General features: G+C 33.5%; 22 protein-coding genes and 4 tRNA genes. 10 read left to right on the top strand and 16 right to left on the bottom strand.

Annotation, left to right across the window (positions count from 1 at the left end):
* Positions 1-144: 144 nt before the first annotated feature.
* The gene (locus B6C84_RS07505) at positions 145-729 is read right to left on the bottom strand and encodes a hypothetical protein (RefSeq protein ID WP_086320944.1); all 585 of its coding nucleotides are present in this window, start codon (positions 727-729) and stop codon (positions 145-147) included.
* 190 nt (positions 730-919) lie between these two features.
* Complete coding sequence (locus tag B6C84_RS07500) at positions 920-1,624, bottom strand: lipopolysaccharide core heptose(II) kinase RfaY (protein ID WP_034902956.1); 705 nt, start codon at positions 1,622-1,624, stop codon at positions 920-922.
* Between the two features lie 271 nt (positions 1,625-1,895).
* Between B6C84_RS07500 and B6C84_RS07495 the strand changes: the two genes are divergently transcribed.
* Positions 1,896-2,201 (top strand): GIY-YIG nuclease family protein, encoded by a 306-nt coding sequence (locus B6C84_RS07495; protein WP_034902959.1) that lies wholly within the window; start codon positions 1,896-1,898, stop codon positions 2,199-2,201.
* 13 nt (positions 2,202-2,214) lie between these two features.
* On the opposite strand, the gene B6C84_RS07490 is transcribed toward B6C84_RS07495, so the two are convergent.
* The 3 genes from B6C84_RS07490 to argD form a co-directional block, all read right to left on the bottom strand.
* Positions 2,215-3,201, bottom strand: coding sequence for a serine/threonine protein kinase (locus B6C84_RS07490; RefSeq protein WP_086320943.1), 987 nt, complete (start codon positions 3,199-3,201; stop codon positions 2,215-2,217).
* A 9-nt stretch (positions 3,202-3,210) separates the two neighbouring features.
* The gene (gene yihA, locus B6C84_RS07485; protein ID WP_086320974.1) at positions 3,211-3,813 is read right to left on the bottom strand and encodes a ribosome biogenesis GTP-binding protein YihA/YsxC; all 603 of its coding nucleotides are present in this window, start codon (positions 3,811-3,813) and stop codon (positions 3,211-3,213) included.
* 76 nt (positions 3,814-3,889) lie between these two features.
* Entirely contained in the window at positions 3,890-5,101 is a 1,212-nt protein-coding gene (gene argD / locus B6C84_RS07480; RefSeq protein WP_065578114.1) for a bifunctional acetylornithine/succinyldiaminopimelate transaminase, read from the bottom strand.
* Positions 5,102-5,294: 193 nt separating this feature from the next.
* Here argD and B6C84_RS07475 point away from each other — a divergent pair, with 193 nt between their 5' ends.
* The 5 genes from B6C84_RS07475 to pflA all read left to right on the top strand — a co-directional run bounded on the left by B6C84_RS07475 (position 5,295) and on the right by pflA (position 11,059).
* Positions 5,295-5,564, top strand: coding sequence for an oxidative damage protection protein (locus tag B6C84_RS07475; protein WP_086320942.1), 270 nt, complete (start codon positions 5,295-5,297; stop codon positions 5,562-5,564).
* 8 nt (positions 5,565-5,572) lie between these two features.
* Complete coding sequence (mltC, locus tag B6C84_RS07470) at positions 5,573-6,643, top strand: membrane-bound lytic murein transglycosylase MltC (RefSeq protein ID WP_086320973.1); 1,071 nt, start codon at positions 5,573-5,575, stop codon at positions 6,641-6,643.
* Between the two features lie 200 nt (positions 6,644-6,843).
* Positions 6,844-7,692, top strand: a complete 849-nt coding sequence (gene focA, locus B6C84_RS07465) for a formate transporter FocA (protein ID WP_034902976.1) — start codon at positions 6,844-6,846, stop codon at positions 7,690-7,692.
* 64 nt (positions 7,693-7,756) lie between these two features.
* The gene (pflB, locus tag B6C84_RS07460; RefSeq protein ID WP_065614441.1) at positions 7,757-10,039 is read left to right on the top strand and encodes a formate C-acetyltransferase; all 2,283 of its coding nucleotides are present in this window, start codon (positions 7,757-7,759) and stop codon (positions 10,037-10,039) included.
* Between the two features lie 243 nt (positions 10,040-10,282).
* Positions 10,283-11,059, top strand: a complete 777-nt coding sequence (gene pflA, locus B6C84_RS07455; protein WP_217332141.1) for a pyruvate formate lyase 1-activating protein — start codon at positions 10,283-10,285, stop codon at positions 11,057-11,059.
* A gap of 47 nt (positions 11,060-11,106) precedes the next feature.
* On the opposite strand, the gene rarD is transcribed toward pflA, so the two are convergent.
* Both rarD and serS read right to left on the bottom strand, forming a co-directional pair.
* Positions 11,107-12,003: an EamA family transporter RarD gene (rarD, locus tag B6C84_RS07450; RefSeq protein ID WP_086320941.1), complete on the bottom strand. Its 897-nt coding sequence runs from the start codon at positions 12,001-12,003 to the stop codon at positions 11,107-11,109.
* 71 nt (positions 12,004-12,074) lie between these two features.
* On the bottom strand, positions 12,075-13,367 hold the full coding sequence (serS, locus tag B6C84_RS07445) for a serine--tRNA ligase (RefSeq protein ID WP_086353897.1): 1,293 nt from the start codon (positions 13,365-13,367) through the stop codon (positions 12,075-12,077).
* Positions 13,368-14,143: 776 nt separating this feature from the next.
* Between serS and B6C84_RS07440 the strand changes: the two genes are divergently transcribed.
* The gene (locus B6C84_RS07440) at positions 14,144-14,413 is read left to right on the top strand and encodes a DUF4190 domain-containing protein (protein WP_034903477.1); all 270 of its coding nucleotides are present in this window, start codon (positions 14,144-14,146) and stop codon (positions 14,411-14,413) included.
* 627 nt (positions 14,414-15,040) lie between these two features.
* Here B6C84_RS07440 and B6C84_RS07435 read toward each other — a convergent pair.
* The 8 genes from B6C84_RS07435 to recA all read right to left on the bottom strand — a co-directional run bounded on the left by B6C84_RS07435 (position 15,041) and on the right by recA (position 20,257).
* Positions 15,041-15,117 (bottom strand) — tRNA-Arg (locus B6C84_RS07435).
* 19 nt (positions 15,118-15,136) lie between these two features.
* A tRNA-Arg gene (locus B6C84_RS07430) sits at positions 15,137-15,213 on the bottom strand.
* 18 nt (positions 15,214-15,231) lie between these two features.
* Positions 15,232-15,308, bottom strand: a tRNA-Arg gene (locus tag B6C84_RS07425).
* A gap of 17 nt (positions 15,309-15,325) precedes the next feature.
* Positions 15,326-15,418, bottom strand: a tRNA-Ser gene (locus B6C84_RS07420).
* Positions 15,419-15,541: 123 nt separating this feature from the next.
* On the bottom strand, positions 15,542-15,742 hold the full coding sequence (csrA, locus tag B6C84_RS07415) for a carbon storage regulator CsrA (protein ID WP_065578109.1): 201 nt from the start codon (positions 15,740-15,742) through the stop codon (positions 15,542-15,544).
* Between the two features lie 142 nt (positions 15,743-15,884).
* Positions 15,885-18,518, bottom strand: coding sequence for an alanine--tRNA ligase (gene alaS / locus B6C84_RS07410; RefSeq protein WP_086353896.1), 2,634 nt, complete (start codon positions 18,516-18,518; stop codon positions 15,885-15,887).
* Between the two features lie 192 nt (positions 18,519-18,710).
* Positions 18,711-19,211 carry a regulatory protein RecX gene (locus B6C84_RS07405; RefSeq protein WP_086353895.1) on the bottom strand — a complete coding sequence of 167 codons (501 nt, stop codon included), beginning with the start codon at positions 19,209-19,211 and terminating at the stop codon, positions 18,711-18,713.
* On the bottom strand, positions 19,211-20,257 hold the full coding sequence (gene recA, locus B6C84_RS07400) for a recombinase RecA (RefSeq protein ID WP_034903468.1): 1,047 nt from the start codon (positions 20,255-20,257) through the stop codon (positions 19,211-19,213). Before recA ends, B6C84_RS07405 begins: the two co-directional genes overlap by 1 nt.
* 432 nt (positions 20,258-20,689) lie before the next feature.
* Here recA and B6C84_RS07395 point away from each other — a divergent pair, with 432 nt between their 5' ends.
* Genes B6C84_RS07395 through B6C84_RS07385 form a run of 3 tightly spaced genes read left to right on the top strand, consistent with a single transcriptional unit; the run spans position 20,690 to position 24,174 of the window.
* Positions 20,690-21,937 carry a PqiA/YebS family transporter subunit gene (locus tag B6C84_RS07395; protein ID WP_081300032.1) on the top strand — a complete coding sequence of 416 codons (1,248 nt, stop codon included), beginning with the start codon at positions 20,690-20,692 and terminating at the stop codon, positions 21,935-21,937.
* Positions 21,938-21,952: 15 nt separating this feature from the next.
* Complete coding sequence (gene pqiB / locus B6C84_RS07390) at positions 21,953-23,590, top strand: intermembrane transport protein PqiB (protein WP_065614448.1); 1,638 nt, start codon at positions 21,953-21,955, stop codon at positions 23,588-23,590.
* Positions 23,590-24,174 (top strand): ABC-type transport auxiliary lipoprotein family protein, encoded by a 585-nt coding sequence (locus B6C84_RS07385; RefSeq protein WP_086353894.1) that lies wholly within the window; start codon positions 23,590-23,592, stop codon positions 24,172-24,174. Before pqiB ends, B6C84_RS07385 begins: the two co-directional genes overlap by 1 nt.
* Before the next feature lie 61 nt (positions 24,175-24,235).
* Here B6C84_RS07385 and pabB read toward each other — a convergent pair whose 3' ends face one another.
* Positions 24,236-25,975, bottom strand: a complete 1,740-nt coding sequence (pabB, locus tag B6C84_RS07380; RefSeq protein ID WP_165755137.1) for an aminodeoxychorismate synthase component I — start codon at positions 25,973-25,975, stop codon at positions 24,236-24,238.
* Between the last annotated feature and the right edge of the window lies 1 nt (position 25,976).

Below are 25,976 nucleotides of genomic sequence, written 5' to 3'. Positions count from 1 at the left end.
ATAATTTATAGATAAAGCGAGTTATTTAAGGAAGGAAAAACGTATAGAAATTTTATTCAATAATAAGAAAATAATATATAGTTGCTAAATAAAAACCCTGTTCCTCAAAAATTTTTAAGGAAAGGATTAGTATTAGTATTAGTATTAGCGTAATAAGCAAGCTTGAATTTTATCGACTTCTTTATTAAGTGCATCAATAACTAAATCAGGATGTGATCTTTCAAGGGTTTTTACGTTTTGAAATCCATCATTAGCAATCGAACCGGTATATTGTTGAGCTTGTTTAATGTTGCTAAATAAGTAATGAATATTTTTAGCTTTTCGCGTAGTTGTTAAGGTATAACTGATAAAGTATTTAGTTTGCGATTGATAATCAGTAAGCGCATTGGCAACAATATTATTTCCTTCAACTAATTTGATGGTATCTCCGCCATTGATGGTAATGGCTTGTTGAGTTGGCATATTATAATATGGCCACCAAGCTGAACCCAAATAGTTATCGCTATTTAAAACCACTGGGCTGTTATCAAGTTCTTGAGCAATACAAACTGATAATGAAGAATGAAGAACAGTGATAGGACGAGAAGTACTATATTTATTTATTATATCCACACCGACAGGATTTTGGGCAATTTCGACTCCTGGAGTTTGATAGATTGATTGCATTTTGTGAGAAGCACAGCCAGTTAGCAACATTACTAAAACAGTAAAACCAATTAACTTTCTCATATCTCATCCTAGCTTGATTAACTACTTTAATTCTAACTGGTTATAAAAGGATTTACTAGTATTTAAAAGATGAACATATAAATATTTTTTAGTATTAAAAATTAGTCAGTAATTTGTTTTATATAAAATTAAAATAATAATAATTTTGGCGAGAAATTGAGAGAAATTAATTTTTCTCTCATTTTTATTATTAGTCTTCTTTACCTCGAATTTTTCTCGATAATCGTTTAAATCCATGGGTAAATTTCTTTATTGCCATTGCCAAGACTGGTACCTTAATTTTAATATCAAAACGCTCACGCAACTCGATTGCATCATTAGCTTTGGTAAGCCAAATAAAACCAGAGTTAGTTAAATCGATCGCTTTGATTGTTCCTTCAGGTGTTAAAATAAAATTCCCTCCATGAATGTCATTGGAAACTAAATTATAACTATGTAATTTTTCAACGCAGTTTTTTATTTGTTCACCATAGGTTTTCATTTCTTCCCATTTTAACGAGCGACCTTCAATAAAATTAAAAATCATATAATGACGTTTGGTAACTTTATCAAATGCAACTAAATAAAGTTCATAAGCAATATCACATTTTTCCAACGATATTTTAGCTAGCTTATGAATTAAATTGAAATAAAAGTCACCAGTCAATTTGGCTATAATACGGCGTTCTAAACGATGTTCAACACCACCATCAATTTTAAAAATGAATTTAGTTTTCTCATGATTGATTAAATATGTATATCGCTCAATTCTATCACTTGGATCGAGTAATTCATGATGGCCTTCTTCAGCCAAAAATTGGTCAAAAAGGTCTAAATAATTGATTTCATCATTTTGCACATAGGCAAATTTCATATTGCCACGTTCAATTTCAATAATTTTTGCAAAGTTATTCAAATTTTGTAGTCCTAAGAGAGATCAAAAAAATTAAACTATCTTAAACATTATCCCACCTAAAGTAAATCAATCACTGACAGTTATTAGAACAAACATCAAAAGTATATAAAAAGAATTTTAACTACTTATTGAACTTTTAAGTTAAATTAATACAAAGCTAATATTAGTAAAGATGAGTAATTAAGGTAGAAAAGTGGAAAAGGTAGATTTACTATTTATAAAAATTCACTTAATGATATGATCTGTTTATTATTAACAGCGACTATTTTTTATGCAAACCAAAGCTGCTGTGTGGTTTTTATATATCATAAGAACCGCAAAACAATCTTTATATACTGGTATCACTACTGATGTTGCTCGGAGATTACACCAACATCAAATGGGTAAAGGTGCAAAACATCTAAAAGGACATAAGGATCTTATTATCGTCTATCAACTAAGTGTTGGGGATAGATCAACTGCCTTGAAATTAGAATATCGTATTAAACAGTTAACCAAAATTCAAAAAGAAAAGTTAGTTTCAATATCTCCAAGTCTCAATGAATTATTTATTTTTCTAAATATGAAAAATATTTAACGTTATTTATTGTCTACATAATTGATAATAACTGTAATGGTGGAGCTTTAATTGTTTCAATTTGTTGGTTAAATTGTTTTAATTGTTGTTGCCAAAAATCAATATCAGTCAACCAAGGGAAGGCACGAGGAAAAGCCGGATCTTGCCAACGTTGAATAATCCATGCCAGATGGTGCACAATTCGCATTGCTCGTAATGGTTCGATTAATTTCAATTGGTTATTATCAAATAGGAAAAATTCCTCATAAAGTTCAATAAAACTGGATAATTGAATTCTCTGCTGTTGTTGATCACCATTGAGTAGCATCCAGATATCTTGAATTGCTGGACCGTTTCTCGCATCATCAAAGTCAACCAAGATGGCTTTATCCCGCCATAAAATATTTCCAGGATGACAATCGGCATGTAGTCGAATTGGTTGCCAATCGTTATGCCAATGTTGTTCAACAGTTTTAATTAAATCGCGGAGGATGATTTTAAGCTCTATTTGGATTTTATTCGGGATGATGGCGTTAGATAACAAAATTTCTTGCGGTTGGTAAAGATATTCTTGCAAACCTATGGTTGGACGGTGTTCAAAAGGTTGTTTTGCGCCAATTTGATGAATTCGACCAAGCATAGTTGCTATGGAATCAAATTGCTCTAAATTATCGGTTTCATACTGCCTTGCGCCAACACTTGGAAATAATGCAAATAGATAGCCCTGATATTCATGCACACTACTGTTGTTAATTACCAGAGGTGCAATAACTGAGATATCTGCCTGTGATAATTGTTGGGTAAATTGATGCTCTTCAATAATTTGTGATCTATTCCAGCGATGTGGCCGATAATATTTAACGACATAACGAGTACGATTTTCATCAGAAAATTGATATACACGATTTTCATAACTATTTAAAGCCGTAAGGCCTGAATCAACATAGATACCTATGGCGGCTAAGCTATCAAGAATCAGTTCCGGCGTTAATGTTTGGAATGAAAATGCACTGTTATTCATAATGTTCCATTATTGTTGGCTAAACCATTCATCTAGTTTTTGCTTTAGAGCTTCTAAACCAACACGTTTTGGCGATGAGAAAGGAGCAACAGTAATATCACCCTGAAAAGGTAAAATGGCTTCTTTGACCATATTAACTTGTTTTTTTTGTGCACCAGAAGCCAGTTTATCGGCTTTAGTTAATAATAACATTACAGGAATATTTACAGATACAGCCCATTCAATCATTTGTTGGTCCAAATCCTTTAATGGGTGTCTAATATCCATTAAGACAATTAAACCTTTTAAACTTTCTCGTTTTTGCAAATACTCACCCAGTGATTTTTGCCACTTGCGTTTAATCGCTTCAGGTACTTGGGCATAACCATAACCAGGTAAATCAACTAAGCGACAGTTTTCTTCAACTTCGAAAAGGTTAATTAGTTGTGTTCGTCCTGGAGTTTTACTGGTTCTTGCTAGGGCTTTTTGATTGGTTAATGTATTGAGTGCGCTTGATTTACCCGCATTGGAACGGCCTGCAAATGCAATTTCAACGCCAGTATCAATTGGTAAATGTGTAATGTCAGGGGCACTTAAGATAAAATGCGTTTTAGCATAATTTAATGGTCGAATGTCGCTCATAAACAATATCCTTTAAGTGCATTAACGGCACTTAATCACTTAAAATGCCGTTACTGTATAGAAAAACTTAAGAATTGACAACTTTTTCGACTGCTTTTCTAAATCGGTTCATGCCTTCTTTTATTTCATCTTCAGAAATAATTAAAGATGGCGTAAAACGTAGTACATTTGGCCCAGCATTAAGTATCATTACTTTATACTCGGTAGCAAAATTTAAAAAATCTCGCGCTTTACTATGAAATTCAGGTTGTAATTCAGCACCTAAAAGCAAGCCTTTACCACGATACTCTCGAAATACTTTGAATTTATCATTGATGGTTTCAAGTTGTTCAATAAACATTGCCCGACGCTTTTGGACACCTTCAAGTACTTCTGGGTTGTTAATGATATCGAAGGCAGCACAACCAACGGCACAGGCCAGTGGGTTTCCACCATAAGTGGTACCATGAACACCAGGATGCATTACCGATGCAATCTCATTTGTGGTTAGCATTGCACTAATAGGAAAGCCACCGCCGAGAGCTTTAGCGGAAGTTAAAATATCAGGAATGACATCATATTGTTGATAAGTATATAAACTACCAGTTCTCCCCATACCGCATTGTACTTCATCAAAGACTAATAGGGCATTATATTGATCACAAAGTGCTCGAACACCTTTTAAAAACTCTGGTGTGGCAGAGGTTAATCCTCCTTCACCTTGCACTGGTTCTAATACTACAGCACAAGTATGATCATCCATTACTGCTTTAACAGCATCTAAATCATTAAAAGGAACATGAATAATATCGGCAGGTTTAGGCCCAAAACCATCGGAATATTTGGCTTGCCCTCCGACTGATACGGTAAAAAAAGTACGGCCATGAAAAGATTGATAAAAAGCGATAATTTTCGTCTTGTATGGACTATATTTTTCTGCAGTATAATATCTTGCTAATTTAAAAGCTGCCTCATTTGCTTCGGCTCCTGAATTAGCAAAAAAAACTCGGTCAGCAAATGTATTTTCAATAATTTTTTGGGCAAGTCGTAGTGAAGGCTCATTGGTAAAAACATTACTAACATGCCATAATTTTTCACTTTGTTGGTGTAACGCATTGATTAACTCAGGATGGCAATGACCGAGAGCATTAACCGCTATACCTCCAGCAAAATCGATGTATTCTTCACCATTTTGATCCCATACTCGACTACCTTTCCCTTTCACTGGTATAAAGCTAGCAGGTGAATAAACGGGTAGAATTACTTTATCAAACAGATCTCGTGTAATTTCGGGCTGCATTATTTAATCCTTATTTTAACCAACGGTCATTTTATATTTTATGTTATTTAAAAAGATAGTAAAGTTAATATTTATTCATAATTATTGAATTTATATTCATTTAAAATAAAGTTATATATTTTATTCTTTTCTGTAATTATTTTCGGGTATAATCAACGGTTAATTAATAATCGTCGATAAGATAGGAATAAATATGAGTCGCATTATCTATTGCCATTATTTAAAAAAAGAATCCGAAGGATTAGATTTTCAGCTTTATCCAGGTGAATTGGGTAAACGTATTTATAATGAAATTTCAAAGATTGCCTGGCAAGAATGGCTTAAAAAACAAACAATGTTAATTAATGAAAATAAATTTAATATGATGAATTTAGAACATCGTAAAAAAATTGAGACCGAAATGGTTAAGTTTTTATTTGAAGGTGAAGATGTGGTTATTGATGGGTATAAACCTGAAAATTGAGAGCTAAAATGAAAAATAACTATAAAATTATTACTTTACTCATTTCCGTAACATTATTAACAGCTTGTCCTGGTTCGAAAAACAAAAGTACTGATGAAGATTATTATATAAAAGATACCAATGCTTTTAATATTTTAATCAGTCAGTATGCAAATAATATAGAACAAATTTGGGGGCCCAAAGAAATTCTTATTGCCGGACCAAAAGATTATGTTCAGTATGAAGATAATTTGCAAACACGAGTCCACATTAATTTTGTTTCAGGTGTAATAACAATTGAGACTTTATCTGATACTCCTTTAGCTTATTTAAAAGATGCGATTGTTTCGACATTACTTATGCCAGAGCCAGTTGATATTATTCGCCATGATAAAATAAGTCAGAACTTATCAGGAGAACCATTTTTATATAACCAAGTTCTTGACCAAGAAAGACAGCCAATTCGTTGGAGTGGTAGGGCGAATAGTTTTGCTGATTATTTACTTGCCAATAATCTAAAAGTCCGTTCATCTGGTTTTCATAAAATTACCTATGTTGAAATCAAGCTAGTTCCAAATCATATTAATGAACGAGCAAGAAAATTTTTACCACTTGTTACTGAAGCATCAAATCGTTATTTTATTGATGAACGATTAATTTTAGCTATCATGGAAGTAGAATCTGCATTTAACCCTTATGCAGTCAGTCGTACTGATGCGTTAGGATTAATGCAAGTTCAACAACATACTGCCGGCCGAGATATCTTTAATTCGCGAGGAAAATCAGGCGAACCTAGCCGTCAATTTTTACTCGATCCACGTAATAATGTTGATATGGGAACCGCTTATTTATCATTGTTGAAGACTAAGTATTTAGCCGGTATAAATAATCCAATTTCATTAAGATATGCAATGATCACTTCCTATAATGGTGGTGCTGGTAGTGTATTGCGTACTTTTTCTAATGATAGAAATGAAGCTATTAATATTATTAACTCGATGACACCACAACAAGTTTATCGAAAATTAGTGACCTCACATGTTTCTCAAGAATCACGTAATTATTTAGTGAAAGTAAGTAAAATCTTAGATAGCAAATAATTAATTACGCAACGATTATTAGCCACTTTTTTAGTCTAGATAAGAGATACAAAGAGTGGCTATCTTATATACAATTCACATTATTAATAACTAATGATTTTTTAAGTTTTAAAGATTTTTAATAAAAAAAACGTGATCTACGTTAATTTTGGAGTATACTATGCGCCTCATAAAAGCATAGTTTTTTTGAGGATGTCAACTTGAGTAATGATAAGCTTGTGGACTCGTTTTCTCCCGCACAAATGACCCAAATCGCCGAAGAACTTGGCAATTATAAAGTTAATAAACACCCTAGTAGTACTATCTTATCTGCTATTCTTGCAGGTGTTTTTATCTCCATCGCCTTCGTATTCTATATTACTGCAACCACCGGTACAGCAACCGTTGCTTTCGGACTTGCTAAACTAGTTGGCGGTATCTGTTTCTCGCTTGGTTTGATGCTTGTTGTTTGTTGTGGAACGGATCTATTTACTTCAACCATTTTAACTATTTTACCTAAAATGACGCATAGAATAAGTTGGGTAAAAATGTTTCGTAACTGGATTTTTGTCTATATTGGTAACTTTATTGGTGCTATACTGTTTGTAGCAATTATTTGGTTTTCTGGGCAATATATGGTTGCCAATGGTTTGTGGGGATTAAATGTCTTACAAACTGCAGATCATAAATTACACCATACTTTCATCGAAGCGGTGTTCCTTGGTTTATTAGCTAATTTAATGGTGTGTTTAGCTGCTTGGATGAGTTATGCAGGTCGTAGTTTACTCGATAAAATGCTAATTATGGTGTTACCTGTGGCAATGTTTGTGGCCAGTGGTTTTGAACATAGCATTGCAAATATGTTTATGATTCCTATGGGAATTGTAATTAATAATTTTGCGTCACCTGAGTTTTGGGCTGCTGTCGGGGTCGCTCCTGATACCTTTAAGGCACTAACAGTTGAGCATTTTATTGTAAATAATTTAATTCCTGTTACTATCGGGAATATTTTAGGGGGCTTATTAGTCGCCGTTCCTAATTGGGCTTTACATTTACGTAAGCCACATTGATTTTATAATATTTACCCTTATGTAAGAGTAGATAGATATTTTTGTAAACCTGAGGTTAATAACTATGAGTAATTTAAATGAAGTACAAGCAAAGGCTTGGAAAGGATTTAAAGAGGGTGATTGGCAAAATAATGTCAATGTTCGCGATTTCATTCAAAAAAATTACACACCTTATGAGGGTGATGAATCTTTCTTAGCTGGCGCTACAGAAGCAACCACTAAATTGTGGGATAAAGTGATGGAAGGTATCAAATTTGAAAACTCCACTCATACGCCAGTTGATTTTGATACAAGTGTAATCTCTACTATCACTGCTCATGATGCAGGTTATATCGAAAAGGATTTAGAGAAGATTGTCGGTTTACAAACTGAAAAACCATTAAAACGTGCAATTATCCCGTTTGGTGGTATCAAAATGATCGAAAATTCTTGTAAAGCATATGATAGAACTTTAGATCCATTAGTTAAAAAAATCTTTACTGAATACCGTAAAACTCACAACCAAGGTGTATTTGATATTTATACTCCAGATATTCTACGTTGTCGTAAATCAGGTGTAATCACTGGTCTTCCTGATGCATATGGTCGTGGTCGTATCATTGGTGACTACCGTCGTGTTGCGCTTTACGGTATCGATTACTTAATGCAAGATAAATTTGCACAATTCACTTCATTACAAGCTGACTTTGAAAATGGCGTTGATTTACCAATGACTATGCAACGTCGTGAAGAAATTGCTGAACAACATCGTGCACTAGGTCAAATTAAAGAAATGGCAGCGAAATATGGTTTCGATATTTCAGCACCAGCAACTACTGCACAAGAAGCTGTTCAATGGACTTATTTTGGTTATTTAGCTGCGGTTAAATCTCAAAATGGTGCGGCGATGTCTCTTGGTCGTACTTCTACTTTCTTTGATATCTATTTCCAACGTGATTTAGCTGCTGGTTTAATTACCGAAAAAGAAGCGCAAGAAATTGTTGACCACTTCGTTATGAAATTACGTATGGTTCGTTTCTTACGTACTCCTGAATATGATGAATTATTCTCAGGTGACCCAATTTGGGCAACAGAATCTATTGCAGGTATGGGTGTTGACGGACGTACACTTGTTACTAAAACATCTTTCCGTTTCTTAAATACTCTATATACAATGGGTCCTTCTCCAGAACCAAATATGACAATTCTTTGGTCTGAACAATTACCTTCTGGATTTAAAGAATTTGCATCTAAAGTATCTATCGATACTTCATCTTTACAATATGAAAATGATGACTTGATGCGTCCTGATTTCAATAACGATGACTATGCTATTGCATGTTGTGTAAGTCCAATGATTGTTGGTAAACAAATGCAATTCTTTGGTGCTCGTGCTAACCTTGCAAAAACTCTTCTATATGCAATCAATGGTGGTGTGGATGAGAAATTAAAAATGCAAGTTGGTCCTAAAGAAGATCCAATCACTGACGAATATCTTGATTTTGACAAAGTGTTTGCTCGTTTAGATCACTTCATGGATTGGTTAGCAAAACAATATGTGACTGCATTAAATGCAATTCACTATATGCACGATAAATATAGTTATGAAGCATCATTAATGGCGCTACATGACCGTGATATTATTCGTACTATGGCTTGTGGTATTGCTGGTCTTTCTGTTGCAGCTGACTCATTATCTGCAATTAAATATGCGAAAGTAAAAACTATTCGTGATGAAGATGGTCTAGCCGTTGACTTCGAAATCGAAGGTGAATATCCACAATTCGGTAACAATGATCCACGTGTTGATGATATTGCAGTTGATTTAGTTGAACGTTTCATGAAGAAAATTCAAAAACTTAAAACTTATCGTAATGCAATTCCTACTCAGTCTGTGCTAACTATTACTTCAAACGTAGTATATGGTAAGAAAACAGGTAACACTCCAGACGGACGTCGTGCTGGTGCGCCATTTGGACCAGGTGCTAACCCAATGCACGGACGTGACCAAAAAGGTGCGGTTGCTTCATTAACTTCTGTGGCTAAATTACCATTTGCTTATGCGAAAGATGGTATTTCATATACTTTCTCAATCGTTCCTAATGCATTAGGGAAAGATGATGACGCACGTAAACGTAACTTAGCTGGCTTAATGGATGGTTACTTCCATCACGAAGCAACAGTTGAAGGTGGTCAACATTTAAATGTTAACGTATTAAATCGTGAAACATTATTAGATGCGATGGAACATCCAGAAAAATATCCACAACTAACTATTCGTGTATCTGGATATGCAGTACGTTTCAACTCATTAACTAAAGAGCAACAAAAAGACGTTATTACACGTACTTTCACTCAATCAATGTAATTAGTTAATAATTAACTTAAATTAAATAGCGTCCTTAGGGGCGCTATTTTTTTGTAGTTGAAATTTTTTGCTAAAAAACGTTATTGGATAATGCAACGCTATTTTATTTATTTGTCTTGATATATATTCACTATAATTAAATTAATATGGTTTCTCACTTATTGGTGTAATTGGTGAAAACATTGGTCTAACTGAGTTAAAATAAGAAAAAAGAGCAATGTAAGCAATTATCAGAGAATTGTTATGGAAAAAAATATTATTATGACAACACAACAACCGATTAAAGGTCGTATTCACTCTTTTGAGTCTTTTGGTACAGTTGATGGACCAGGTATTCGCTTCATTGTTTTCTTTCAAGGATGCTTAATGCGATGCTTATATTGTCACAATCGTGATACGTGGGATTTAAAAGCAGGGCGTGAAATTACTGTCGCTGAGCTGATGAAAGAGATCATCACTTATAAAAATTTTATTATGCCTAATGGTGGTGGTGTGACTGCATCTGGTGGTGAAGCAACCTTACAATCAGAATTCATCACTGAATGGTTTAAAGCTTGTCATGCTGAGGGAATTCATACTTGTTTAGATACTAATGGTTATGCAAGACAACTTGATCATACCGTTGAAGAGTTAATGGAAGTAACAGATCTTGTGATGCTTGATTTGAAACAAATAAATGATGAGATACACCAAAAATTGGTAGGTGTTCTGAATAAACGAGTTCTGGATTTTGCTAAATATCTTCAAAAAATAAATAAACGAACTTGGATCCGCTATGTTGTTGTGCCAGGATGGACGGATGATGATAATTCTGCTCATTTACTCGGTAAGTTTATTCAAGGGATGGAAAATATTGAAAGAGTTGAACTACTTCCATACCATAAGCTAGGTGCATATAAATGGGATACATTGGGTGATAAATATATGTTAGAAGGTGTGGAAGCACCACCACGAGAAACATTAGATCGAATTCAGGCAATTATTGAAAGTTATGGTCAATATGTGACATTTAGCAAATAAAAAACTTCAACATAAATAAGGCGCTTAAAATCGCGCCTGTTAACCTTCTATTTTAATCTTTTCCTTCTCACCGCCCGTAACAGATAGAGGATGCCTTCAAGCGCTAGGACACAAACAGATAGCCAAATCAGTCCGTATGACACAATATGTTCACTAGATACTGATTCATGCAAAAATAATACTGAAACAATGGTAAGTAATACTGGTTCCACATACCCTAGTAATCCAAATAATCCAAGTGGTAATAGTCGTCTAGCTACGAAATACATAGCAAAGGCGATGGCGGTAATAATACCGAGCATTGGGATAAAAATATGGAAATGAGATAAATCACTTATAATCTGATTACAAGGGTAATGTAAAAGAAAATAAATCAGACAGCCTATAAATATAAAAAAGAAGTCTGAAAATGTTCCTGCAATACCTTCTATTTGCAATTTACGTCGTGTCATAAAGTAAATAGGATAACCCAAGGCGATGACCGCCGTTTCCCAAGAGAAAGCGCCAGTAATGTAGATTTCTAGAATAACCCCAATACCGGCGAGAACAACGGCAATTTTTTGAAAAATACTCAGTCTTTCTTTATAAAAAATTTGCCCAAAGACCACCATACTTAATGGTAATAAAAAATAGCCAAGTGAAGCCGACAATCCATGACCATTTATTGGTGCCCAAATAAAAATAAGCATTTGAATAGTCAGTAGGAAAGAAGAAAACAATAACCCAACTAAAAGAAATGGCTGATGTTTAATTCGAATAAAGAGGGCAGATATAGATGACCATTGCTTTTCAATCAGAATTAAGACAATAATAGCCGGAAAAGATGTTAATAATCGCCAGCAAAAAATATCTACTACAGATAAAGGTTGCAATAATACTGGATAGTAATACAACAAACCAAAAAGACATGATGCTAGGATTGATAATGCAACACCTTTTATCATCTTATTTACCTTAATTAATAAAAAAATAGCGCTAATGAATAGCGCTACAATGAATATATTAAATTATAAAACTAACCAATAACTTCAAGGCCATTCATATATGGCACTAATACTGATGGTACTTTAATTGTTCCGTCTGCTTGTTGATAATTTTCCATTATAGCAACCAACGTACGTCCAACAGCTAAACCTGAACCATTTAGTGTATGTACTAAATAGGTTTTATTATCAGCTTTATTGCGGTAACGAGCTTGCATACGACGTGCTTGGAAATCCCACATATTTGAACATGAAGATATCTCACGATAAGTATTTTGTGCTGGTACCCAAACTTCTAAATCATAAGTTTTGCAAGAACCGAAGCCCATATCTCCAGTACAAAGTACAATTTTACGATATGGCAATTCTAATAATTGTAAAACTTTTTCAGCATGTGCAGTTAATTCTTCTAATGCTTGCATTGATTCTTCTGGTTTAACAATTTGTACAAGTTCGACTTTATCAAATTGGTGCATACGAATTAAGCCACGGGTATCTTTACCATAAGATCCAGCCTCAGAACGGAAACAAGGTGTATGAGCTGTCATTTTTAATGGTAATACGCTTTCATCAAGAATCTCATCACGCACTAAATTAGTAACTGGTACTTCAGCAGTTGGAATTAGTGCATAATTACTGCTTTCTGACTCTTCATCAAGAGGTTTAGTATGGAATAGATCTCCTGCGAATTTAGGTAATTGACCTGTTCCAAAAAGCGTAGCTTGATTCACTAGATATGGTACGTAAATTTCAGCATAGCCATGTTGTTCGGTATGTAGATCTAGCATAAATTGCGTAATTGCACGATGTAAACGTGCTATTTGTGATTTCATTACCACAAAACGTGCGCCAGTTAATTTTACACCAGCAGCAAAATCAAGACCACCAAAACGTTCACCTAATGCAACATGATCTTGAATAGGAAAATCGAAGGTTCGTGGGGTACCAAAACGAGAAACTTCAACATTATCATTCTCATCTTTACCATCTGGCACTGAATCATTAGGAATATTAGGAATGTTGGCAGAAATATCTTTAATTTGATTAAGAAGTTTATCAAGCTCTGTTTTTGCGCTATTAAGCTTCTCGCCAAGTTTGTTTACTTCTTCGCGCAGTGTTGAAATATCTTCGCCACGTGCTTTGGCTTCACCAATTGCTTTCGAGCGTGCATTGCGCTGTGCTTGTAAGTTTTCTGTTTCAACCTGTAGTGTTTTACGTTTTTCTTCAAGTTGTCGAATTGTCTCAACATCTAATTTAAATCCACGACGTGCTAATTTGCTAGCAACGAGATCTAATTCATTTCGAAGTAAATTTGGGTCCAACATAAAAAGAGTCCATTATTGTTTATTAATGTTATTTATTTAATTTCTTATTTTAGTACAGCTAACAAAACATATAAATAAAAAAGTATGATTAATAACACATATGAAATTCGTGAGTTAAGTATACTAGAATTGTTTTGGGATTCAACCGAAGTGGCAGGCCCGAACAACGCTAAATGATATTCATAAATTTATTTAATTGGATAAGAAAATAATCATTCGTTATATGTCAAAATACTATACATATAAAATTTATTATTTTTTGTGTTTGTTACTGTTGTGTATCTTGCTTAATATTTTCAGGTGACTATTATTAATAAAAGCAAATACAAATACAAGTTATTAACAGTCATTTTTTAGTAAAATATATAATATTAAAAACGTTGTTCCGTCTATAAAATTTATTATTCTTTTTTTCAAAAGTAATAAACCAAATTTTAAATCGTTTATTTACTACTGAAACTATATTTTTCTAATATAGATATTATTAGAATTTTTAGTTGTTTCGTTCGGATTACTATTGTTATCGACAATTTTCTATCCATCAAAGTCTTATCTGAAAGTTAAAATAATCAATGAAAAAGGTTTAAACACTTTTTAGCTTTCTTTTTCATCAACTATCCCTTATAAGTTTTTTTGAGGGATTCAGTGAACTATTTGATAATTGGTGATAGTTCGCATTGAATGGATCTTATATTGATTTGCAAAAACGATAATATTATACTTAATTGCTATTTATTTATTTTAACTTTTCAAAATTTTTACAGGATAGAAGGTAAATGGAACAACAACAGAATAAACCAACAAGTGGTTTTGCTATAGCAGGAATGATTTGTGGGATTGTATCATTAATTCCTATGGGACTTTTAAGTATTGCTGTGGCTATTGTTGCTATAGTGTTAAGCGCTATTGCTAAGGGTGATATAAGAAATAATAATAAAAATGGTGCTGGTTTTGCTACAGCCGGGATGGTTTGCGGAATTATTGCTATTGCACTATGGGTTTTATTGATAGTTGTGATTGGTGGCGCATTATTATCATTTGCCTAATTATATAACTAAAATATAAAATTATTATTAATTGAAGCTGACAAAGTCAGCTTTTTTTGATCTAAAAGTAAAATATAATAAATTTGTTATTTTTCTATCTTTGCAAATCTATATTTTCATTTATGTCGTATTCTTTTTAAATATAGAATCATTTCTTTTTAATCCATAAAACGTTTCTTCTAGATTTTTTCTGCATGTTTAACTATTGCCTTTTGAGTTTTTTATTCATCTCGCGATATTCGAATTTTACAGCAATGATTGGATTGGATAAGGTATAACGAGTACAGCCATAGATTATATGCTTTTTAAAAGGCTATAAATGAGCGTTATTAGCCGTTTTTGAGTCAGGTAAGGGGGTAGGTAGGGTAGTTAATCAAGTTTATTATATTTTGTGTTTTATTAGATTTATATTTAAAAGATTATTCTTATATATTTATCATTTCAATCTATAAACAGGGTTGATGATTATTAACAAAGTAATTGTCTTATTCTTGTCCCTTGTTTTTATCAAAATATGTAAAGAGAAATATCTAATGGAGATCAAGGCATGGCTATCAGTTCAGCTGAAGTTTATATAAATTATAATTTTTTTGAGTGTAAGAAATCGAAATGCTTTTGGATGCTTAATGGCGCACCCGAAGGGATTCGAACCCCTGACCGCTCGGTTCGAAGCCGAGTGCTCTATCCAGCTGAGCTACGGATGCGTGTAAGTTCGTAAAAAAATGGTGCATCCGAAGGGATTCGAACCCCTGACCGCCCGGTTCGTAGCCGGGTACTCTATCCAGCTGAGCTACGGATGCGTATTGAATATTTTAAAATGGTGCATCCGAAGGGATTCGAACCCCTGACCGCCCGGTTCGTAGCCGGGTACTCTATCCAGCTGAGCTACGGATGCATATTTTAATTTATAAATGGCGGTGAGAGAGGGATTCGAACCCTCGATGCAGCTTTTGACCGCATACTCCCTTAGCAGGGGAGCGCCTTCAGCCTCTCGGCCATCTCACCAAAACATTATGACTTTGCTTCAACAACAAAATCATAATGTGTGGCGCACATATTACGTTCTAGAAAAAATAAGTCAAACATTTTTTTAAGAACACGTGCTAGTTGTTTATTTCGTACCCAATATTACTCTTTGGGCTGAACTAATTCATCACTTTTATCTTGCGATTGATGAATTCTGTTGTATATTTCTTCTCTATGAATAGAAACTTCTTTAGGTGCATTAATACCGACTCTGACCTGATTACCTTTCACGCCCAAAACGGTAATAACAACATCGTCACCAATTATAAGTGTTTCACCTACTCTCCGAGTTAAAATTAACATTAGATCTCCTAATATCAGTTAAGTATATATCCAAACAATTTAAGATATAGCTTCGTCAGCCCCCCATCAATAAGATAGAAAGACGGAATTTACAGAAATACACTAATGCTTAATTAACAAACAAACACTGGTGCATATCTGGCTAACTTGCTTGTAATTTATTACTGATTTCCTTTTTCACAGAAGATAACGCTTCTGGTAACGCTGAAAGATCCATTCCACCTGCTTGGGCGAAATCAGGCCGCCCACCACCTTTACCACCTACTTTTAATGCTAATTGAGATACTAATTCACCAGCTTTAACAATGCTTAATAAATCATTAGTTACACCGGCAGCTAAATTGATTTTGTCACCATTAACAGCTGCTAAAATAATTACGCCGGTTTTTAATTGATTTTTCAAATCATCAATCATAGTGCGTAACATTTTTGCTTCGACGTTATCAAGTTTAGCAATTAGCAAGTTCTTATTATTTATTTTTTCGCATTGATCAAGCAATTGCCCACTTTGTTGGCTAGCTTGTTGGGCTTTTAGCTGCTCCATTGCTTTCTCTAATGCTTTAGTTTGATCGAGCAATTGCTCAATTCGTGATAACACCGCTGATTTATCACTTTTGACCAATTGTCCAATTTGATTTAATAAATTGGATTCATGGTGTATATATTCCATCGCATTTTGTCCTGATGTGGCTTCGATGCGACGTACTCCTGAGGCAATACTTGATTCAGAAGTGATTTTAAATAGGCCTATATCTCCAGTTCTATCAACATGTGTGCCACCACAAAGTTCAATAGAGAAATCGCCCATGGTTAATACTCTAACAATATCTTCGTACTTCTCTCCAAATAATGCCATAGCACCTTTATTTTTAGCCTGATCAATAGGCATCAGTTCTATGTCGACTGGCAAGTTACGACGTATCTGTTGATTAACTAGATTTTCAATTTCAACAATTTGTTCTTGCGTAATAGCTTGATTATGCGAGAAATCAAATCGAAGGTAACTGTCATTAACTAGTGATCCTTTTTGATGTACATGATTTCCTAAAATACGTTGTAGAGCAGCTTGCAATAAATGTGTTGCTGAATGGTTACGACGGATACGTTCCCGTAGTTCTACATCTATTGCAGCGGTTACAATATCACCAACTTTTAATGTTCCTTCGGTGACTTTACCAATATGACCGATACTTTTGCCATATTTTTGGCTATCAGTCACATCGAATAATAGATTTGCTGAGCTTAATACACCTTTATCACCAACTTGTCCGCCTGATTCACCATAAAATGGTGTTTTGTCTAAGATGACAACTGCGGTATCACCGGCATTGATAGCTTCAACTTTATTTCCATCTTGAAAAATTGCAATGACCTTTCCTGATGATTCGGTAAATTTATAACCTAAAAATTCAGTTTTATCATCAAGTTTAATCATATTGCTATAATCAACACTAAATGAACTGGATTCACGAGCTCGTTTTCGTTGTTCTTCCATGCATTGATTAAAGCCGTCTTCATCAATAGTGATATTTTTTTCACGACATACATCAGCAGTAAGATCTAATGGGAAACCGTAAGTATCATACAGTTTAAACGCAACATCTCCAGGTAGTATTGCATTAGTAATCTTACCTAACTCTTGATCAAGTAAAAATAAGCCTCGTTCTAATGTTTTTAAAAACTGTTCTTCTTCTATTTTTAAAGTTTCTTCAACCAATTTTTGGTTATTTGCTAATTCATTAGCGGCGCTTCCCATTACATCAATTAAAGGCTTAACTAACTTATAAAAGAATATATCTTTAGCGCCTAGCATATGTCCATGACGTACAGCTCGGCGAATAATCCGACGTAATACATAGCCTCTTCCTTCATTGGAAGGTAAAACTCCATCAGAAACTAAAAAAGCACAAGAGCGTATATGGTCAGCAATAACTCGTAATGATTTACTTTCTAAATCTTTAGTTTTGATGATTTGCGCAGCATCTTTTATTAATTTTTTAAACAGATCAATATCATAATTTGAATTGACATGTTGTAATACTGCCGCGATTCGTTCAAGCCCCATCCCTGTATCAACGGAAGGTTTAGGTAATGGTTCCATTGTTCCATCAGCATGGCGATTAAATTGCATGAAAACGATGTTCCAAATTTCAATAAAACGATCACCATCTTCTTCAGGACTTCCTGGAGGACCTCCCCAAATATGATCACCATGATCATAAAAAATTTCAGTACAAGGTCCACAAGGCCCGGTATCGCCCATCTGCCAAAAGTTATCAGATGCATATGGTGCACCTTTATTATCACCTATGCGAATAATACGCTCTTTTGGAATACCAATTTCATTTTCCCAGATTGCATAAGCTTCATCGTCGGTTTCATACACGGTTACTGTCAAACGATCTTTTGGTAGGTTAAACCATTTTTCACTGGTAAGTAATTCCCATGCAAAATGAATCGCGTCATGTTTGAAATAATCGCCAAAACTAAAGTTTCCTAACATTTCAAAAAAAGTATGATGCCGAGCAGTATAACCTACATTGTCAAGGTCATTATGTTTGCCTCCAGCTCGCACACAACGTTGTGATGTCGTTGCTCTGGTATAAGATCGTTTATCAATACCAAGAAAAACATCTTTAAATTGATTCATTCCCGCATTTGTGAATAAAAGTGTTGGGTCATTGTGTGGAACAAGGGAACTACTCGCAACAATTTCGTGTCCTTTGCTATGGAAAAAGTCAAGAAAATTTTGACGAATTTCTGCAGTGCTTTTCATTTATGCTTCCATATTAAACGATAAATTTTTAGACATAGTAATATACCCGTTACAACTTAAGTTGAAAAGTAAATATTCTTAATACAGCGATTGAACTAATTACTATTAGTAAGGAATAAAATTAAAAGATCTTGAGAGCTTTTTTACGCAATGGGCATTCATTCTGTTTAGTATTGTAGGGACTATAATAGTTTAAGTCAACAAACTATACACAGTTTTTATATCACTTGGTGTAAAACCTCTAGAGGTTAAATACTGTGCTACTTTTTGTTTTTGTTGATTATTTTTAGGATCAATAAGTTTGAACTTTTTCAACAATTGTTGATAAGCTATCTCAGACCAATTAATATCAGCTAAATTTAATAGCTTTTTATTAAGATCGGATGATAATCCTCGTTGCTTTAATTCCAAACTAATTTTATATTTTCCATAACCTTTATTCGCACGCATAAATATATATTTTTCAATATATTGCTCATCATCCATCCAATGTTGATGAGTACAATGTTTAATAACATGTTCTATTTGTATCTTTAATTGGCTTAATTCTTCTGGATAATCATCTTCTATACATTTTATTTTTTTACTAAAAAATAAAGTTAATTTTCTGGTAAGTTCATATGAAGAGTGATCACGCTGTGCAAGTAATTGCACAGCTTTAGCTAAAATTAATTTATTAAGATTGTGTGACATTATTCGAAATTTTCATCTTCTGTTGTAGATTCTTCATCTTCAGCAGAGAAAACAGCTGGACTATTTAATAATAAATCACGCAATTTGGTTTCAAGTTCGGTAGCGATTTCAGGATGTTCTTGTAAAAACTTAATTGAATTAGCTTTACCTTGTCCAACTTTTTCACCATTATAGCTATACCATGCACCGGCTTTATCAACTAATTTATGTTTAACACCTAAATCAATCAATTCGCCTTCTTTTGATATACCACATCCATAAAGAATTTGGAACTCAGCTTGTCTAAATGGTGCAGCGACTTTGTTTTTAACCACTTTTACACGAGTATCACTACCGATAACATCTTCGCCTTCTTTTACTGCACCAGTACGACGGATATCTAAACGCACTGAAGCATAGAATTTTAATGCGTTACCGCCAGTAGTTGTTTCAGGATTACCAAACATAACACCAATTTTCATACGAATTTGGTTGATGAAAACGACAAGGCAATTAGCATTTTTGATGTTAGCGGTTAATTTACGTAATGCTTGAGACATTAAACGTGCTTGTAATCCCATATGCGAGTCACCCATTTCACCTTCAATTTCCGCTTTCGGTGTTAATGCTGCGACTGAGTCGACAATAATGACATCTACTGCGCCAGAGCGAACCAATGCATCACAAATCTCAAGCGCTTGTTCACCTGTATCTGGTTGTGAAACTAATAAATCATCAACTTGAACCCCTAATTTTGCAGCATATATTGGATCTAAAGCATGTTCAGCATCAATAAATGCACAGGTTTTACCTTCTTTTTGTGCTTGTGCAATAACTGATAATGTTAACGTTGTTTTACCTGATGACTCAGGTCCAAAGATCTCAACAATTCTGCCCATTGGTAAGCCACCAATACCCAATGCTATATCTAATCCCAAAGAACCAGTTGAAACGGCGTCCACATCTAAGGTTTGTGTGTCGCCTAAACGCATTATTGAACCTTTACCAAATTGTTTTTCGATTTGACTTAATGCTGCTGAAAGTGCTCGTTGTTTGTTTTCATTCATATAATTAAATTCCAATAAGTAAGGATATGAAACACATTATACTGTATTGTTATACAGTATCAAGTTTTTTTTATAAACAGCCTTAAATTGATTAATTATGTGAAATTACTCACAAATTTTCTTAATATTTATTAATAAATCCCGCTATTCAATTAATTAAACGTTATCTTAAGCGTTATTTAGAATAACGATCTTCATATTGTCATTTGGAAAAATGATAATAATCAAATTATGCTAATTTAATTAGGTTATACTTTCATAAAAAAGAAGCATTTGGTATGATTAACCTCAAAAGCTGTTGGCCATTATTGATGTATTAAATTAATTATCCCATAACATAATCGTTTAACAAATATTGGCAATTTTTTATACCTAAACGTTATGCTAATCAAAAACATCTTTACTAATTAATACACTATCAAATAAAGGAAAATGATGACTGTTGATAATCAAGATTATGTATTGTGTTCCCATTGTGATTTGGTTATCGAATTAACAGATGTTGCAATTGGTCATAAAGCAACTTGTCCTCGCTGTGGTACGACATTGTTTAAAAATCAGAACAATATGAAGTTTCGTGCGGCAATGTATGCATTTTGTTCATTAATTATGCTTGTTGTCGCTTGTGGTTTTGTATTTATTGATATTAATTTAGTTGGTAATATTAATGGTGTAAGTGTTTTGGATATACCTAAAACACTTTTTTTTGATAGATATAGCTATATTTCCGCACTATTTGTTCTATTTGTGCTCGTTTTTCCATTACTCAATTTATCTATTATTGTATTGCTTTGTTCCAAAATAAAACTGACTAAATATCGAAAAAGGGATCTCTTGATCGTGTATGAAAAATTTCAGCATTGGTGTATGCCTGAAATATTTTTGACAGGAATTTTAGTTAGTTTTGTTAAATTAATGAGTTATGGCAGCCTTGGTGTTACAGGAACATTTTGGGCTTTTTGTTTGTTTGTTTTCTTTTATATCAAAGCATTAGTTATTTTTACACCAGGAAAAATATGGAATGAAATCCATCGTAATAATTTTACCTTAAAACCGTTACAAGTGGGTAAAACAGGAATTTATCAAAATATAAAATTGTGTAGTTGTTGTCATGCAATGGTTCCTACTGAGTATGCTAAATGCCCAAGATGTAAACAAAAAAGCCAACTTAGAGGAAGGGATAAAATACAGTGGACGATTGCACTATTAGTCACTTCACTGATTATTTATATACCCGCTAATTTATTTGGCATCATGATTACTGAAGTATTTGGGTCACCTTCAAGTTCGACGATTATGGATGGCGTTATTTATATGTGGCAAGCTGGTGATGTACCGGTAGCGTTAATTATTTTTGCTGCTAGCGTGGTTATCCCCATTTTAAAAATTATTTCACTTAGTTTGCTCTGTTATTTTGCTTTGGCAGTTAAGCATAAGAAAAAACGTAATTGTCTAAAAATGAAGAAATTATATAATGCTGTTGAATTTATTGGTAAATGGTCAATGATTGATATCTTTGTGGTTTCGGTCGTGTGTTCTTTAGTAAGAAATCAACAGATGATGGGTGTATATCCTGATATAGGGGTAAGCTTTTTCGCTACAGTTGTTATCATTACAATGATTGCATCCCAAAAATTTGATCCACGTTTGCTATGGGATCGAATACCAACTAGAAAATAAAATAATAGGAATAATATGGCAAGCTCAAGTAAGTTAGCAAAAATAATTAAAATTAGAGCAATTTCAGCAATATGGATTATTCCCATAGTTACCGCAATTGTTGGTTTATGGATTATCTATGCTCATTTTGCTGATCGAGGTACTTCTTTTACCTTATTAGCTAAAGATGCAAGTGGTATTGTGGCCGGTAAAACAGTTATAAAAAATCGTAGTGTTGATGTTGGTATTGTTGATGAAGTGACATTATCTGATGATTACAAACAAGTCGTAATTAAAGGTAGAATTTATAACGATATGAATCCGCTATTGAAAAATGATTCGATATTTTGGGTAGTTAAACCTGAAATTGGTCGTGATGGTGTAACAGGGCTAGGTACTATTTTATCCGGTGTTTATATTGAGCTTGTTTCCGGTAATGATACTCATAGCTTTAAAAACAATCCATTTGTGCTGTCTGATACACCTCCATTATCCGATCCAAGCATAAAAGGAATTCGTTTAAATTTAGATAGCGATCAAAGCGGTGTTGTGCCCCGTGGCGCTAAAGTAATGTTTCGCGGCTATCATGTCGGTAATGTTGAGACGTCCGAGTTTGATGTTGAAGCACGAAAAATGAAGTATCAAATTTTCATTACCAAGCCTTATGATGCATTAGTAACTGAAAATGTACGGTTTTGGAAAGAAGGCGGGATAAATTTAACGCTATCCTCTCGTGGTGCCAGCTTAGATGTGCCTTCTTTAGATGTTCTAATGTCAGGCGGTATCAGCTTTGATTTACCTGATGGCGCTAAATTGGGACAACCTGCTAAACAACATGATGTATATAAGTTATATGAAGATAGAAAATCAATTCAAGATTCCCAATATACCGATTATAAGGAATTTATTATCATGCTTAATGATTCAATCTCTGGCTTAACCGAAGGTGCGCCAGTTGAATATCATGGCATAAGACTCGGTACAGTAAGTAAAGTGCCGTTTTATACCACAGAAATGTTGCAAGAAAGATCAATCCTTAATCAAAGAGTACCGATACTAATCAAAATCGAACCTGACAGATTAGCTGAATTGGTAGAAGATAAGATAGATATTGCTAATTTAATTATAAATGAGCAAAAAAATGGTTTGCGAGCATCATTAAAGACTTCAAATATGTTTACGGGGGCGCTCTATATTGATTTAGATTTTTATCCAGAGTTAAAAGACAAATATGATACTAAATTGGCTAAACAATATGGGTACGATACGATTGAATCTACATCAACTGGATTTGCGCAAATTCAAGCAAAAATACTGCAATTATTAGATAATTTTAATAATTTACCAGTCACCAATACTATGGAACAATTTAATAAATCTTTACAATCCAGTGAACGCTTAATGAATACCATCAATCAAATTATGGCAAGCAAAGAGATGCAAAATATGCCGAAAGATTTACAAAAAGCTATGCGTTCGTTAAATGAAGCGATGAAAGGAATACAACCAGGTTCACAACTTAATACACAAATGAATGAAAGCTTACAAAAAATTCAGCAAATGATGGATGAATTAACACCTTTACTCCATACGCTAAACAATAAAAGTAACTCATTGATCTTTTCTGCACCAAACAAAACAGATCAAGAACCAAAAGCTAGAGGAAACAAATAATGTTAAAATTGATTCGAAGCTTTAAAATTACACTATTGATAGCATTATTAACGGTAATGGTAGGCTGTTCGTCGAATACTCCAGAAAAAAATTATTTTCAATTAACAAGTAATTTAGTTAATGCTGATTCAATGACGACTCGCTCGACCAATAAGTTTATTTGGATTGAATCTATTGAAGTTGCTAGTTTTTTAAATAAATCAGGTATTGTTTTACAAACACAAGATATAAAATATGTCACAGCAACCAATAATTTATGGGCATCGACACTGTCTCAACAATTTGCAGATCGATTATCGCAGGATCTAACCCAACTTTTACCTAATTATTTAGTTTCAACCAAATCTATTACTACACCGACCTTAACAATTAAGCTTTTTATTGATGGTTTCCATGGTAGTTATAATGGTGATGCAGTGATAAAAGGACGCTGGGTAGTGACAGATAATAAAGGACAAATTAGGTCTAAATTTATTGATCGTCATGTGCCATTGGCAAAAAATGGTTATGACGCACTGGTAAAAGCCTTATCGCAAGGTTGGCAAGATGAAGAGTTTGAATTTGCAAATTCAATCAAATATTAGTTATTGTTTAACATTCCGCCGATATAATGGCGGAATGTTATCAGTATTTGATTTCAAATTATCATAACTGTTTTTTCAATTCACTAAATACCTGCTCATCAATCTCAATCCAACCACGAACACTATTAATAAATGCTATTTTATCGGCCAGTAAAATATCTTTTTTGTTAATCGTTTTCTCAATTAATTTATGCTGATTTAAATAATGTTGTCGCATTGTCCCAGCTAGTAATCCTGATGTAATGGCAGGCGTTATCCACTCATCATTAATTAATAAAGCGATATTACCATTAATAAACTCGGTTATTTCATCATGTTGATTATAATTGATAAATTCTTTACCAACTGTCAATTGAGGAAAATGTTGCCGATTGGTTGTTTTATGATAGAGAAAAACATTGTGTTTATCGACACATTTAGGCGCAAAAGCTATATTATCAATCACCATTGAGGTGGTAAGCAAATCTATACTTATTTCTGATTGTCCAGATTTTGATTGCAAAAGTCTGACTTTATATTTTCCTAATGGATAATTTTTTGCTAGCTTGGTTAATGTCTGTTTGATTGTTTTAATATCACATGTAAAATCAAAATATTGCGTTGAGTTGTTCAATCTCTCCAAATGTGCATTAAGTAACAAAAACTCTCCATTTTCTAGCAATAAAGTTTCAATAATATATTCAGGCATAGATAAAGTTCTATGCAAAATAGCTGTTTTCGCTAAGACTTCATTATATTCATCATCGGCGCTTGAATCCCAGGTAATACCTCCGCCAACACCATAATTTAACTGTTGATTATTAATGGTTAAGGTACGTATTGGAATATTAAATATCGCCTTTTTCATAAAAGGTTCAATATAACCAATTGAACCACAATATACGCCACGAGCTGAATTCTCAATATTACTAATAATTTGCATGGTACTTGCTTTAGGCGCTCCAGTGATTGAGCCACATGGGAACAGTGCTTGCAGTAGTTGATACAAGTTAATATTATCTTTTACTACTCCTTGAATAGTTGAGGTGAGTTGCCATACCGTTGGATATTTTTCTGCGGTAAATAAGTGTGGAACGGTGACCGAACCAGGTTCTGAAATTTTGCTTAAATCATTACGCAGTAAATCAACAATCATCATATTCTCTGCAAGATTTTTTTCTGATTTCAACAACTCTACTTGTTGTTTATCTTGTTGTGTCGTCAATCCTCGTGCGGTAGTACCTTTCATTGGTTTTGTTGTAATAGTTTTATCTTCTAATTTAAAAAATAGCTCAGGAGAGATAGATAAGATATGATAATTTTCAAATTCTATATAGGCACAATAATTGGCAAGATTATTTTTTTGTAGAAAGTGATAATAATCTAAAGGATCGTCATTAAATGGTGCACTAAATTGGATGGTATAATTGGTTTGGTAAGTATTACCTAATTCAATTTGTGTGCGAATATAGTCAATTTTTTGCTGATATTCGTTAATATCAGTATCGCAAGATAGCTTTAAAGATAGTGGTGAAAAGTGATCTGAATCTGGAATCGGCTCACTCGTATAATTATCAAAAATACCAAATAAAAGTAATGGTAAATCATGATTTGAACTTTTTATAATTTTGGTTTTATTGCTTTCACTAAATCCCATAGCACTTTCATAAGCAAGATAGCCACAGGCGTAATAACCTTTATTCGTGAAGTTTTCTATCTCATCAATGAGCTGTTTAATAGATCTATAATCGTTTGATTTTATAATTTTGATTGGATCACAAAAACATTTACGTTCACCTTCAAAATCGATATAAATTTTCATT

The organism is Gilliamella apis (genome assembly GCF_002142155.1).
GTDB lineage: Bacteria > Pseudomonadota > Gammaproteobacteria > Enterobacterales > Orbaceae > Gilliamella > Gilliamella apis.
Note: the sequence above shows the minus strand (reverse complement) of the source record. Positions and strands in the feature narration are given on the sequence as shown.